Annotated in this window: 12 protein-coding genes; 3 read left to right on the top strand and 9 right to left on the bottom strand. The window is 72.6% G+C overall.

The features are described 5' to 3' along the window. Window positions 1-18: 18 nt before the first annotated feature. Entirely contained in the window at window positions 19-1,167 is a 1,149-nt protein-coding gene (locus tag AC6CH9_RS17005) for a trans-sulfuration enzyme family protein (protein WP_498155952.1), read from the top strand. Window positions 1,168-1,184: 17 nt separating this feature from the next. Here the strand turns inward: AC6CH9_RS17005 and AC6CH9_RS17000 are convergent, their stop codons facing one another. Beyond that, window positions 1,185-1,535, bottom strand: coding sequence for a DUF6191 domain-containing protein (locus AC6CH9_RS17000; protein ID WP_498155951.1), 351 nt, complete (start codon window positions 1,533-1,535; stop codon window positions 1,185-1,187). Between the two features lie 173 nt (window positions 1,536-1,708). Here AC6CH9_RS17000 and AC6CH9_RS16995 point away from each other — a divergent pair, with 173 nt between their 5' ends. After that, window positions 1,709-2,428 (top strand): AMIN-like domain-containing (lipo)protein, encoded by a 720-nt coding sequence (locus tag AC6CH9_RS16995; RefSeq protein WP_498155950.1) that lies wholly within the window; start codon window positions 1,709-1,711, stop codon window positions 2,426-2,428. A gap of 24 nt (window positions 2,429-2,452) precedes the next feature. On the opposite strand, the gene AC6CH9_RS16990 is transcribed toward AC6CH9_RS16995, so the two are convergent. From AC6CH9_RS16990 to AC6CH9_RS16965, 6 genes are all read right to left on the bottom strand, one after another. Beyond that, entirely contained in the window at window positions 2,453-3,511 is a 1,059-nt protein-coding gene (locus AC6CH9_RS16990) for an NAD(P)H-dependent glycerol-3-phosphate dehydrogenase (RefSeq protein ID WP_498155988.1), read from the bottom strand. Between the two features lie 20 nt (window positions 3,512-3,531). Next, window positions 3,532-4,257 carry a lysophospholipid acyltransferase family protein gene (locus AC6CH9_RS16985; RefSeq protein ID WP_498155949.1) on the bottom strand — a complete coding sequence of 242 codons (726 nt, stop codon included), beginning with the start codon at window positions 4,255-4,257 and terminating at the stop codon, window positions 3,532-3,534. Window positions 4,258-4,289: 32 nt separating this feature from the next. Next, a complete protein-coding gene (locus AC6CH9_RS16980) occupies window positions 4,290-4,895 on the bottom strand; it encodes a response regulator transcription factor (protein ID WP_498155948.1) in 606 nt (201 codons plus the stop codon). Next, on the bottom strand, window positions 4,892-6,196 hold the full coding sequence (locus AC6CH9_RS16975; protein ID WP_498155947.1) for a sensor histidine kinase: 1,305 nt from the start codon (window positions 6,194-6,196) through the stop codon (window positions 4,892-4,894). Before AC6CH9_RS16975 ends, AC6CH9_RS16980 begins: the two co-directional genes overlap by 4 nt. A 75-nt stretch (window positions 6,197-6,271) precedes the next feature. Further along, a complete protein-coding gene (gene murA, locus AC6CH9_RS16970; RefSeq protein ID WP_064317243.1) occupies window positions 6,272-7,588 on the bottom strand; it encodes a UDP-N-acetylglucosamine 1-carboxyvinyltransferase in 1,317 nt (438 codons plus the stop codon). A 332-nt stretch (window positions 7,589-7,920) separates the two neighbouring features. Beyond that, window positions 7,921-8,961, bottom strand: a complete 1,041-nt coding sequence (locus AC6CH9_RS16965) for an adenosine deaminase (RefSeq protein ID WP_498155946.1) — start codon at window positions 8,959-8,961, stop codon at window positions 7,921-7,923. Between the two features lie 197 nt (window positions 8,962-9,158). Here AC6CH9_RS16965 and AC6CH9_RS16960 point away from each other — a divergent pair, with 197 nt between their 5' ends. Continuing rightward, a complete protein-coding gene (locus AC6CH9_RS16960; RefSeq protein WP_498155945.1) occupies window positions 9,159-10,517 on the top strand; it encodes a lytic polysaccharide monooxygenase in 1,359 nt (452 codons plus the stop codon). 82 nt (window positions 10,518-10,599) lie between these two features. Here the strand turns inward: AC6CH9_RS16960 and AC6CH9_RS16955 are convergent, their stop codons facing one another. Both AC6CH9_RS16955 and lpdA read right to left on the bottom strand, forming a co-directional pair. Beyond that, window positions 10,600-11,490, bottom strand: coding sequence for an SDR family oxidoreductase (locus AC6CH9_RS16955; protein ID WP_498155944.1), 891 nt, complete (start codon window positions 11,488-11,490; stop codon window positions 10,600-10,602). 194 nt (window positions 11,491-11,684) lie between these two features. Beyond that, a complete protein-coding gene (gene lpdA, locus AC6CH9_RS16950; protein ID WP_154798340.1) occupies window positions 11,685-13,091 on the bottom strand; it encodes a dihydrolipoyl dehydrogenase in 1,407 nt (468 codons plus the stop codon).

The raw sequence follows: 13,091 nt of genomic DNA, 5'->3' as shown, positions 1-13,091 counted from the left end.
CGGGCGTACTCTGCCGCCATGAGCGACCCGCACGTCTCCGCCCTCTCCCCCGCGACCGTCGTCGTCGCCGCGGGGCGTCCCGAGCGGGCGCAGGGCGCGCCCGTGAACCCGCCGATCGTGCTCTCGTCGACCTACGTGTCGCAGGGCGTACAGCAGCCCGGTGAGCTCCTGTACACGCGCATGGACACCGAGACGTGGCAACCGTTCGAGGAGGCGCTCGCAGCGCTCGAGGGGGGCGAGCACCCCGGCGTGGCCTTCGGGTCCGGGATGGCGGCGATCGCGGCGGTCTTCTCGCTCGTGCCCGCCGGCGGCAAGGTCGTGCTCCCCCGGCACGCCTACCAGGTGACGCTCGGCTTCGCCGACGACCTCGCCGCGCGCGCGGGGGTCGAGGTCGTCCGGGTCGACGTCGCGGACACCGACCAGGTCGTCGCCGCGCTCGACGGCGCCTCGCTCCTGCTCGTCGAGTCCCCGACGAACCCCATGCTCGAGGTCGCCGACCTGCCCGTGCTGCTCGTGGCCGCTCGCGAGCGCGGCGTGCTCACCGCCGTGGACAACACGTTCGCGACCCCGCTCGGGCAGCAGCCGCTCGCCCACGGCGCGGACGTCGTCGTGCACTCGGTGACGAAGTACCTCGCCGGGCACTCCGACGTCGTCCTCGGCGCCGCCGTCGCGCGCACGGCCGAGCTCACCGCGACGCTGCGCTCCTACCGGACGCTCCACGGGTCGATCCCCGGTCCGTTCGAGGTGTGGCTCGCGCTGCGCGGCCTGCGCACCCTCGCGCTGCGCGTCGAGCGCGCCCAGGCGAACGCCGCCGAGCTCGCGCGGCGCCTCGCCGACCACCCCGACGTCGTCGAGGTGCGCCACCCGAGCCTGCCGACGGACCCCGGGCACGAGCGCGCGTCGCGACTCATGACCGGGTACGGCTCGATCCTCGGCGTCCGGCCCCGTGGCGGGGCCGCGGGCGCCGACGCCGTCGTCGCTGCCGTGCGCCTCTGGGTGCCCGCGACGAGCCTCGGCGGCGTGGAGTCGAGCCTGGAACGCCGCCGCCGGTTCGCGACCGAGTCGCGCACGGTCCCCGAGGACCTGCTGCGGCTCTCCGTGGGCATCGAGGACGTCGAGGACCTCTGGCGTGACCTCGACCGCGCGCTGCGGGCACCCGCGGCCTGAACTCCCCCTGAAGCGCGCTACGGCGCCTCCGCGTCCGGGCGCGCGGGCCGCGGAGGGTCTGACGAGTCCGTCGGGACGTAGAAGACGCCGCCGTCGAGGTCGACGTCGAACGGGCGGCCCTCGGCGGGGCGCTGCACGATGTCGAGGCGCTGGCGCTCCTTCTCCTCGGTGAGGTGAGTGCGGCTCGGCTGGAAGATCTCGACGATCTCGCCGAACATGCCCGACGACGCGCTCTCGCCCCCGCCCGCGTCGCGGCGGGCGCGCGCCTCCGCGCCGGAGGTGAACCGCGTGATCCCGACGACGAGCATCCCCGTGAGCGCGACCGCGACGAGCACGCCCACCGCGCCTGTGCCGATCCCCTGCAGCATCCTCCGAGCCTAGCGTCGACCACCCGGACGGGGCCACGACGTCCGGAGACCTCCCGCACGCACGCACGCACGACATCAGCGAGATGCCGCCGAGACGCTGCCGTGACCCGACCGGGACCGGACCGTGCTCTGCCCGCCGCGCGAGCGTGACCTGCGGTTTCTACGATCGGTCCATGAAGGCGCGAGGAACGATGCGGACGGACCGAGGCGACCGGGCGCGACGCGGAGCCGCGACATCACCACGGGCCGCGACGGCCGCCGTCGGGCTGCTGGTGCTCTCGCTCGCCGCGTGCACCCCCGGCGGCACGGACGACTCTCCCTCGCCGTCGGACACGGCGACGAGCGGCTCGCCCAGCCCCACGGGCTCGCCGACCGACGCCCCGGCCGAGAGCCCGACGGACGATTCCACGGCACCGGCCGACGACGCGACCGAGGCACCGCTCCCGTTCCCCGCGAACACCGACCCGGACACGCAGGACCCGTCCGCGGACGCGGCCCTGACCGTGACGGACATCCGGGTCGGGCACCACGACGGGTACGACCGGGTCGTCTTCGAGCTCGGCGGGACCGGGACGCCCGGGTGGCGCGTCGAGTACGTCGACCAGCCGGTCGACGACGGCAAGGGCGACGTCGTCGCCGTCGACGGCGACGCCTATCTCCAGGTCATGATCTCCGGCTCGGGGTACCCCATGGACACGGGCGTGGACGAGTACGCGGGACCGAACCCGGTGCGCGCGGGGGACGGCGGCGAGGTCGAGGAGGTCCTCCTGCGCGGCGTCTTCGAGGGCTACACGCAGGCGTTCGTCGGGGTCGACGACGAGCAGCGCCCGTTCCGGGTGTTCTCGCTCGAGGACCCGACGCGCGTGGTGGTCGACGTCCGCGACGACGACTGACCGTCGCCTCGGCCGCCGTCGACCTCAGCGCTCCGCCGAGATCCCCTCGGCCTTCTGCGGCCGGGCGAGCAGGCCGCGCGCCATCTCGTCGACCGGCATCCCCTCGTGCAGCACCGCGACGACGCCGGCCGTGATCGGCATCTCGACGCCCACCTTCTGCGCGAGCTCGAGGACCGACCGGCAGGACTTGACGCCCTCGGCCGTGCCGCCGGTGGCGGCGATCGCGTCGTCGAGGCTCAGCCCCTGGCCCACGTGCTTGCCGAGCGTGTGGTTGCGCGAGAGCGGGGACGAGCACGTCGCGACCAGGTCGCCCATGCCCGCGAGGCCGGGGAACGTCTCGGCGTCCGCTCCGAGCGCGAGACCCAGGCGCGTGATCTCCACGAGTCCGCGCGTGATGACGGTGGCGGTCGTGTTGTAGCCGAACCCGCGGCCCTGGGCGATCCCCACGGCGAGCGCGATGACGTTCTTCACGGCCCCGCACAGCTCGACCCCGACCACGTCGCGATTGGTGTACGGGCGGAAGTACGACGACGAGCAGGCCCGCGCGACGTACCGCGCCACGTCCTCGTCGACGCACGACACCACGGTCGCCGTCGGCTGACGGTGCGCGATCTCCCGCGCCAGGTTCGGGCCCGACACCACGGCGACGCGCTCGGGCGGCAGTCCGAGGGACTCCGCGACGACCTCGCTCATGCGGCGGTCGGTGCTCAGCTCGACGCCCTTCATGAGGGAGACCGCGACGGCGTCGGGCTCCAGGTACGGGCGCAGCTCGGCGAGCGTCGTGCGGGCGACCTGCGAGGGGATCGCGACGACCACCAGGCCCGCCCCGGCGAGCGCGTCGCGCGCGTCGGTCGTGGCCCGGATGCCCGCAGGCAGCTCGATGCCCGGCAACCGCTTCTCGTTGCGGCGGGAGAAGTTCACCTGCGCGGCGACCTCGGGGTCGCGGCCCCACAGGCGGACCTCGCAGCCGGCGTCGGCGAGCACGGCGGCGAAGGTCGTGCCCCAGCTCCCTGACCCGAGGACCGCGGCGACGACGCGCTCCTCGGCGGGGACGTCGGCGGCGCCGAGCGGCGCGGGGCTGATCTCGACGGTCTGGTCCCCGCTCACCGGCGGCGCTCCGAGCCCGGGTGCTGACGCAGGTCGAAGCGCTCCGCGGGCGCCTTCGCGCCGCGGATCTCCTCGAGCTGGCGCGTGATCGCCGCCATGATGCGCTCGGTCGCCTCGCGCAGCGTCGCGGTGTCCTGCGGACGGTCGTAGAGGTCGGAGAGGTCGACGGGCGGTCCCGCGTGGACGGCGACCCGCTTGGGCGGGATCGGCTTGAACACCTTGCCGTACGGCGCCAGGAGCTTCTCGGCGCCCCACTGCGCGATGGGCACGACGGGCGCGCGGCTCGTCAGCGCGAGCCGAGCGACGCCCGTCTTGCCGACCATGGGCCAGCCGTCAGGGTCACGCGTCAGCGTCCCCTCGGGGAAGAACACGACGCACTCCCCCTCGTCGAGGCGCGCCGTGGAGTCGACGAGGGACTGCGCCGCACCTGCCGTGCCGCGGTGCACCGGGATCATGCCGGTGCTGGTGAGGATCCGGCCGAGGACCGGCACCTTCCACAGCGACGCCTTCGCCGTGATCTTCGGCGCGCGGCCCTGGTCGTAGAGGAAGTGCGCGAGCGTCACGGGGTCGACCTCCGTGACGTGGTTCGCCGCGGCGATGAAGCCGGTCGGGGGCAGGTTCTCCGCACCGCGCCAGTCACGGCGGGTGATCGCGAAGAGGATCGGGCGCAGGAAGAACGCGAGGGTCCTGTACGCGCGCGGGGTCTCGGGCAGGCTCGGCACGGTCACCGAGCCTACCGGGCGCGGCCCTCCGCTCAGATCCAGCCGTGCCGCCGCGCCACGTGCGCCGCCTCGTGACGATTCGCCGCCCCGAGCTTCGCGGCGGCCGACGACAGGTAGTTGCGCACGGTCCCTGGGGCCAGGTGGGCGCGCGTGGCGATCTCCTCGACCGGCGCGCCGTCGGCGGCGAGCTCGAGCACGTCCGCCTCGCGGGCGGTGAGCGGGCTCGCGCCCGCCGCGATCGCCTCCGCGGCGAGCTCGGGGTCGACGTACCGACCGCCGTCGCGCACCTGCCGCACGACGTCCGCGAGCACGCGCGACGAGACCGTCTTGGGCAGGAAGCCGCGCGCGCCCGCCTCCAGCGCGCGCTTGAGGTAGCCCGGCCGGCCGTGGCTCGTGACGATCACCACACCGCACGAGGGCAGGTCGCGCGCGAGGCGCTGCGCGACCTCGACCCCGTCGAGCCCCGGCATCTGGAGGTCGAGGACCGCGACGTCGGGCTCGAGCTTGAGGGCGGCGGCGACGGCCTCGGGGCCCGAGGCCGCCTGCGCCACGACCTCCAGGTCGCCCTCGAGGGCCAGGAGCGACGCGACCGCGTCACGGATGAGGTTCTCGTCGTCGGCGAGCAGGATGCGGATCACGCGCGCGTGGTCCTCTCGGTGGTGGGGGCGGGAAGGTCACGGGCACTGCCCCGCGCCGGCGCTCCCCGGGCCGCGCCGTCGTCGGGCACGCGCGCGACGAGGTTGTACCGGCCGCCGTCGGACCACGTGCGCAGGCTCCCGCCGGCGCCCTCCAACCGCTCCCGGAGACCGACCAGCCCGGATCCGCGCCCGTCGCCCGTCCCGGGAGGGACGCCGTCGTTGACGATCTCGACGACGCTCGACGTCCGGTCCCGGTGCACCGTGATCGTGCACGTGCGAGCGGTCGAGTGCCGCACCACGTTGGTGACGCCCTCGCGCACGGCCCAGGCGAGCGCCTCCTGGGCCGCGGTGCCGACCGGTGTCTCCTCGCCGTGGACGGTCGTGTCGATGCCCGCCGAGCGCAGGACCGAGCGTGCGCCCACGAGCTCGGCACCGAGGTCGGCGGTGCGGTAGCCGGCGACGACGGCGCGCACCTCGCGCAGCGCGTCCTGCGCGATGCGGCGCACCTCGAGCATCTGCTCCTCCGCGCCGGGGCGACCGCGGGCGGCCAGCTCTGCGGCGAGCTCGCTCTTCACCGCGACCACGGACAGGGTGCGCCCGAAGACGTCGTGCAGGTCGCGCGAGAACCGCAGTCGTTCCTCCGCGACGGCAAGGCGCGCGTGGAGCACGCGCGTGCGCTCCTGCTCCCACACGATGCCGAGCATCCACACGGACACGCGGTACGACCCGAAGATCGCGACGAGCATGACCGTGCCGGAGAGGCCGAGCCCGACCGCCATGCCCACGGTGGTCGAGGAGATCGGTCCGGTCCCCACCCACACGGAGCACCCCGTGACCGTACCGAGCAGCAGGGCGAGCAGGGCGAGGCGGCGGAACGTCAGGAGCGGCACGACGGCGAGCGTGCCGAAGCCGAACCCCACCAGGAGCGCGTAGTACCGGGCGCTCCCGGCGACGTCCTCCGCCGAGCCGACGGGGAAGGTCCAGAACCCGACCACCGCGACCGCGAGGGAGACGGCCCCGTGGAGGGCGAGCAGCCACGGGCGCACGACCGGGCCCCCCAGGAAGTGCACCACCCCCGCGCGGAGCAGGACGAGGCACGTGACGGTGTGCGCGAGCACGAGCAGCAGCCACGCGTTGACGGCCCCCGGCCGGAACGTCGGGTCGGAACCGACGAGCACGAGCGCGAGGAACGGCTCGAACAGCGAGAGCAGGTACAGCGACCAGCGCGTGTAGGCGTCGAACCGCTCGGGCGCGGTCCGACGGCTCCACACGTCGAGGAACGTGCGCGGTCGAGTGATCACGTCGACCAGCGTCCCACGCACGGGCGCCGCGCCGCCGTGACAGGCGTCATGACCTGCGGCGACGGGCGGTCCAGGTCAGTCGCGGCGGACGTCGGCGCCGAGGGCGACCAGCTTCTCCTGGAAGTTCTCGTAGCCACGGTCGATGAGGCTGATCCCGCGCACGGTCGAGGTGCCCTTCGCCGCGAGCGCCGCGATGAGGTGGGAGAAGCCGCCGCGCAGGTCCGGGACCTCGATGTCGGCCGCGGCCAGCGGCGTCGGGCCGGAGATCACCGCGGAGTGGTGGAAGTTGCGCTGGCCGAACCGGCAGTCGCGACCGCCCAGGCACTCCTTGTAGACCTGGATGGTCGCACCCATGCCGCGCAGCGCGTCCGTGAAGCCGAACCGGTTCTCGTAGACCGTCTCGTGCACGATCGACAGACCCTTGGCCTGGGTGAGCGCGACGACGAGCGGCTGCTGCCAGTCGGTCATGAAGCCGGGGTGCACGTCGGTCTCGAGCACGATCGGGGACAGGTCGCCGCCCGGGTGCCAGAACCGGATCCCATCGTCCTGCACGTCGAACCGGCCGCCGACCTTGCGGAACGTGTTGAGGAACGTCATCATCTCGGGCTGCGTCGCGCCCTTGACCGTGATGTCGCCGCCCGTGGCGAGCGCTGCCGAGGCCCAGGAGGCCGCCTCGATGCGGTCGCCGAGCGCCGTGTGGGTGTACCCGTCGAGGCGGTCCACGCCCTCGATGCGGATCACGCGGTCGGTGTCGACCGAGATGATGGCGCCCATCTTCTGGAGCACCGCGATGAGGTCCATGATCTCGGGCTCGATCGCGGCGTTCGCCAGCTCCGTGATGCCCTCGGCGCGCACGGCCGTGAGCAGGAGCTGCTCGGTGGCACCGACGGACGGGTACGGCAGCGCGATCTTGGTGCCCTGGAGGCGGCGCGGGGCGCGGATGTGGATCCCGTTCTCCCGCTTGTCCACGACCGCGCCGAACTGGCGCAGGATGTCGAGGTGGTAGTTGATCGGCCGGTCGCCGATCCGGCAACCACCCAGGTCGGGGATGAACGCCTCGCCCAGGCGGTGCAGCAGCGGGCCGCAGAACAGGATGGGGATGCGGCTCGAGCCCGCGTGCGCGTCGATGTCCGCGACGTGCGCCGACTCGACGTTGGAGGGGTCCAGGTCGAGGATCCCCGCGTCCGGGTCGGACTTCACCGCCACGCCGTGCAGCTCCAGCAGCCCCGTCACGACGCCGACGTCGCGGATCTGCGGCACGTTGCGCAGCACGCTCGGCGACTCCCCCAGCAACGACGCCACCATCGCCTTGGACACGAAGTTCTTCGCGCCCCGCACGGTGATCGTCCCGTCCAGCGGGGTCCCGCCGTTGACGTACAGCACATCCTTCATGAGCTCTGGTCGCCCTCTCGCCAAGCCGATGGTCCGTGGTGCCCCTGCGGGGCCCGGTCCCGCGCGTCGTGGCCGCGGACGGCTCGTCCGCGGGCGCGGGGCCCGAGTGCGCCAACATGCGGCACCCGGAGATTATTCACCCCTGCGGTCGTGCTCGCCGCCATCCGGACGGCGGCGGCCGTCCCCGACACGTTACTCCCCGGTACGCCGGCGCGGGACGAGCGCCCAGAACCGCGAGGTAGAGCCCCGGTCCCGCGAGGTAGAGGCGTGGTCATGACCACGCCTCTACCTCGGCGGACGGGGGCTCTACCTCGGTGCAGCGAGAGGCCGGGTCAGACGGCGGTCGCGTCGAACGTCGCGACGTACCGGTCGATCTCGGCGAGGTAGGCGGCCCGCTGGGAGTCACCCAGCCAGGACGCCTCGAACGAGTTGCGTGCGAGCTGCACGACCTCCTCCGTCGTCAACCCCGCCGCCTCCGCGAGCGCGACGTAGTTGTCGGCGACGTAGCCGCCGAAGTACGCCGGGTCGTCGGAGTTCACCGTGACCCGCACGCCCGAGCGCAGCAGGCCCGCGATCTCGGTCGCCTTCATGTCGTCGGTGACGAACGAGTTCGAGATCGGGCAGGTCGTGAGTCCCAGCCCGCGGTCGCGCACGACGTCGACGAGCGCCGGGTCCTCGACGACGTTCGTGCCGTGGTCCACGCGGTCCACGCCGATCTGGTCGAGCACGGTGCGGATGTTGTCGATGCTGCCGACCTGGTCGATGTCGCAGTGCATCGTCAGGCGGTAGCCGAGCTCGCGGGCGCGCGCGAAGACGTCGGCGAACTTCTGCGGCGGGTTGTCGCGCTCGTCGGAGTCGAGCCCGACGCCCAGGATCTTGTCGCGGAACGGCACCGACGCCTCGAGCGTCTCGGCCGCGCTCTGCGCGGAGTGGTCGCGCAGGAAGCACAGGATGAGGTGCGCGTCGATGCCGTGCTTGCTCGGCGCCTCAGCCGCGGCGCGGTGGTAGCCGGTCACGACCGCCTCGAACGACACGCCGCGCGACGTGTGCGCCTGGGGGTCGAAGAACATCTCGGCGTGCTTGACGCCGTCTGCCGCCGCGCGGGCGAGGTAGGCGTCGGCGAGCTCGTAGAAGTCGTCCGCGGTCTGGAGCACCTCCATGGCCGGGTAGTACACGGCGAGGAAGCTCGTCAGGGAGTCGAACGCGTACGTGGCGCGCACCTCCTCGACCGTCGACTGGCCGATGTCGATGCCGTTGCGCTGCGCGAGGCGCAGCTTGAGGTCGGGCTCGAGCGTGCCCTCCAGGTGCAGGTGCAGCTCCGCCTTGGGCAGGCCGGTGACGAACTCGCGGGTGGGCGTCGTGGGCGCGGGCATGGGTCTCCTTCTCGTGTCGGTGTCCCCCGCCCCTCATCCTCTCCCGTGCCCGACGCCGGTGGCACGCCCGCGCGCGACGCGATGGCTCGGCGAGGGGGCGGGGCCGGACGGACCGAATCGATTAGGTCGGTACCGCCGTCGCGCGCCCTGCGGCATCGTCACCGTGTTCGACATCCGAGAGCAAAGGAGCTGGAGAGATGCGACGCATTGCAGCGTGGGCCGCCGCGGTGGTCCTCGGCGCGGCGGGTCTGGTGGCGGCCTCGCCGCCCGCCCCCGCCGCGGCGCACGGGGCGGAGGTGTTCCCGGGGAGCCGCCAGTACCTGTGCTGGGTGGACGGCCAGACCGGCAACGGGCAGGTCGACCCGCAGAACCCGGCGTGCGCGAACGCCTACGCGGTCAGCGGCACGTCGGCCTTCTACAACTGGTTCGGGAACCTGGACTCGAACGGCGGGGGCCGCACCGCCGGCTACATCCCCGACGGCCAGATCTGCGACGGCGGGGGTCGCGGCCCGTACGACTTCAGCGGGTTCAACGCCGTGCGGGACGACTGGCCGCGGACGCACCTGACCGCCGGGGAGACCTACCAGTTCCAGCACAACAACTGGGCCGAGCACCCCGGACGCTTCGACGTGTACGTCACCGAGGAGGGCTGGGACCCGTCGGGCCCGCTCGCCTGGGACGACCTCGAGCTGATCGACTCCGTGACCAACCCGCCGGACACCGGCGGACCGGGTGCCCTGAACTACTACTACTGGGACGTCACGCTGCCCGCCGACCGCAGCGGCGACCACATGATCTTCACCCACTGGGTCCGCTCGGACAGCAACGAGAACTTCTACTCGTGCTCCGACGTCGCGTTCGACGGCGGCGACGGCGAGGTCACGGGCATCGGCGACGGCGGCGAGCCGACCGAGCCCGCGTGCCCGGACGAGGCGCCGGGCACCCCGGGTTCCGTCATGGCGATGTCCGTCACCGCCACGAGCGCGCACGTCATGTGGGGCGCGGCCGAGTCCGGGTGCGTCACCGGGTACGACGTGCTCGACCCCGCGACCGGGCAGGTGATCGCGAGCACCGACGGGTCGCCCATGGTCGACCTGACGGAGCTGGATCCCGGCACCGCGTACACGGTGGCGGTCCGGTCGCGCAACGACCACGCCGGCACCGTCTCGGCCACGCGTTCCGTCACGTTCACCACCCTGGAGGACGACGTGACGCCCGAGCCCACGGGCGCCTGCGAGGCCGACTACTCCGCCTCTTCGTGGGGCGGCAACAGCACCGGGTTCACCGCGTCGGTCACCGTGACCAACACGTCGGTCACCCCCGTGAACGGCTGGTCCGTCACGTTCGTCTACCCCGGCGGACAGACCGTCGTCGAGCCGGGGTGGAGCGCCGTCGTGAGCCAGGAGGAAAGCACCGTCACCGCGGCGCACCCGGCGTGGCAGTCGAGCATCGCGCCGGGGCAGTCGGTCACGTTCGGCTTCAACGGCGCGACCGCGACCGCCGGCACCCACCCGGCCCCGGTGGGGTTCGCGCTCAACGGCGTCGCCTGCGGCTGACCCGCTCCACGGCGGCGGGCAGGCGACTCACGTGCCGCCTGCCCGCCGCCGTGCGCGGTGAGCCGACGAGGACCGCAGCGTCCTAGAGCAGCCGGCCCCCGGTCACGCCGATGCGGTCGCCCGTGATGTAGCTGGACTCCTGCGACGCGAAGAACACGTACGCCGGCGCGAGCTCGGCGGGCTGCCCGGCCCGGCCCAGCGGCGTGTCGGCGCCGAACTGCTCGACCTTCTCCTCCGGCATGGTTGCCGGGATGAGGGGCGTCCAGATCGGTCCCGGCGCCACGGCGTTGACCCGGATGCCCTCCGGCGCGAGCTGCTGCGCCAGCCCCTTCGTGAAGTTGAGGATCGCCGCCTTGGTGGTCGCGTAGTCGAGCAGCTGCGGGCTCGGCTCGAACGCCTGCACGGACGTGGTGTTGACGATCGCCCCGCCGCGGGGCAGGTGGTCGAGCGCCGCCTTCGTGATCCAGAACAGCGCGTAGACGTTGGTCTTCAGGACGCGGTCGAGCTGGTCGGTCGTGATCCCGCGCAGACCCTCGTCCTGCGACATCTGGTACGCGGCGTTGTTCACGAGGACGTCGAGGCCGCCCAGCCCCGCGACGGCGTCGGCGACGAGCTGCCGGCAGAACTCCTCGTCGCGGATGTCGCCCGGGAGCAGGACAGCCGTGCGGCCCGCGTCCTCGACCCACCGGGCCGTGGTCCGGGCGTCCTCCTCTTCGTCCGGGAGGTACGAGATCGCGACGTCGGCGCCCTCGCGGGCGAACGCGATCGCGACCGCGCGGCCGATGCCGGAGTCGCCCCCGGTGATGAGCGCGCGCTTGCCCTCGAGCCGGCCCGAGCCCTGGTACGTGGACTCCCCGTGGTCGGGCTCCTGGGACATGTCGCCCGTGAGACCCGGCGGCTCCAGCTGGTCGGCGGGCTGCTCGGGCTGCGGCTGCTGCGTGGTCGGGTCCTGGGGCGTGGTCTGGTCGGACATGTAGATCTCCCCTGTCGACGTCGGGCGGAACGTCCAGCATGCGGGTGCCCACGCCCGCTCGCAGCGCGCCGCCTGACCCGACCGCCTGCTGAAGCACCACCGTCCTGGCCCGGTTCACGGCAGCGCGAAGGGCCCGGACCTGCGGTCGCAGGTCCGGGCCCTTCGGAAAGCACTCCGCGCGGTGTGCCGGTCGATCAGAAGTTGATCATGTGCCCCGCGAGGCCGTGGATCGACTCCTGGACGGCCTCGGACAGCGTCGGGTGGGTGTGCACGTTGCGCGCGACGTCGTAGACGGTGAGGTCCCACTTCTGCGCGAGCGTGAGCTCGGGCAGCAGCTCGGACGCGTCGGGGCCGATGAGATGGCCGCCGAGGAGCTCGCCGTAGGTCTCGTCGGAGATGAGCTTGACGAAGCCGGTCGGGTCGCCGAGGCCGTGCGCCTTGCCGTTCGCCATGAACGGGAAGGTCGCGACCTTCACCTTGTAGCCCTCGTCGCGGGCCTGCTGCTCGGTGAGGCCGAAGCTCGCGACCTGCGGCTGGCAGAACGTCGCGCGCGGCATCATGCGGTAGTCGCCGAGCGTGAGGGTCTCGGCGCCGCCGATGGTCTCGGCCGCGACGACGCCCTGCGCCTCGGCGACGTGCGCGAGCATGAGCTTCGCCGTGACGTCACCGATCGCGTAGATGTGCTCGACGTTGGTGCGCATGACGTCGTCGATCGCGATGGCGCCGCGCTCGGTGAGCTGGACGCCGGTGTTCTCGAGTCCGAAGCCCTCGACGTTGGGCGCGAAGCCGACGGCCATGAGGACCTTGTCGACGACGAGCTCGCCCGGCTTGTCGTCCTTGACGCCCTTGTAGCTGACGGTGACGCCGGCCGTGCCGTTGTCCTTGACCGTCTGGACGGCGGTCGAGGTGAGCAGGTTGATGCCGAGCTTCTTGTACTGCTTGGCGATCTCCTTCGACACGTCGGCGTCCTCGTTGGGCAGCGCGCGGTCGAGGAACTCGATGATCGTGACGTCCACGCCGTAGTTCTTGAGGACGTAGCCGAACTCCATGCCGATCGCGCCGGCGCCGACGATGGCGATGGAGCGGGGCAGGTCGCGCGTGAGGATCTGCTTCTCGTACGTGACGACGTTCTCGGACAGCTCAACGCCCGGGAGCAGGCGCACCTTCGAGCCGGTCGCGATGATGACGTTGTCGAACGTCACCTGGTCGGTCGAGCCGTCGGCGAGCTTCACGTCGAGCGTGTGCGCGTCGCGGAACGTGCCGCGGCCGTCGTACTCGGTGATCTTGTTCTTCTTCATGAGGAAGTGCACGCCCTTGACGCGCCCCTCCGCGACGGTGCGCGAGCGGTCGAACGCCGCGCCGAAGTCGAAGCTGACCTCTCCGGAGATGCCGAAGGTCTTCGCGTCGTGCTGGAAGATGTGCGCGAGCTCGGCGTTGCGCAGGAGCGCCTTGGACGGGATGCAGCCCACGTTGAGGCACACCCCACCCCAGTACTTCTCCTCCACGACCGCGACCGACAGGCCCAGCTGGGCTGCACGGATCGCGGCCACGTAACCACCGGGACCTGCACCGAGGACGACGACGTCGTAGTGGGATGCCAT

The organism is Cellulosimicrobium sp. GQ32, from assembly GCF_059758455.1.
Note: the sequence above shows the minus strand (reverse complement) of the source record. Positions and strands in the feature narration are given on the sequence as shown.

Coding starts and splice junctions, on each gene's coding strand:
- AC6CH9_RS17005 (WP_498155952.1), top strand. CDS start 19: ATGAGCGACCCGCACGTCTCCGCCCTCTCCCCCGCGACCGTCGTCGTC.
- AC6CH9_RS17000 (WP_498155951.1), bottom strand. CDS start 1,535: ATGCTGCAGGGGATCGGCACAGGCGCGGTGGGCGTGCTCGTCGCGGTC.
- AC6CH9_RS16995 (WP_498155950.1), top strand. CDS start 1,709: ATGAAGGCGCGAGGAACGATGCGGACGGACCGAGGCGACCGGGCGCGA.
- murA (WP_064317243.1), bottom strand. CDS start 7,588: ATGAAGGATGTGCTGTACGTCAACGGCGGGACCCCGCTGGACGGGACG.
- AC6CH9_RS16965 (WP_498155946.1), bottom strand. CDS start 8,961: ATGCCCGCGCCCACGACGCCCACCCGCGAGTTCGTCACCGGCCTGCCC.
- AC6CH9_RS16960 (WP_498155945.1), top strand. CDS start 9,159: ATGCGACGCATTGCAGCGTGGGCCGCCGCGGTGGTCCTCGGCGCGGCG.
- AC6CH9_RS16955 (WP_498155944.1), bottom strand. CDS start 11,490: ATGTCCGACCAGACCACGCCCCAGGACCCGACCACGCAGCAGCCGCAG.
- lpdA (WP_154798340.1), bottom strand. CDS start 13,091: ATGGCATCCCACTACGACGTCGTCGTCCTCGGTGCAGGTCCCGGTGGT.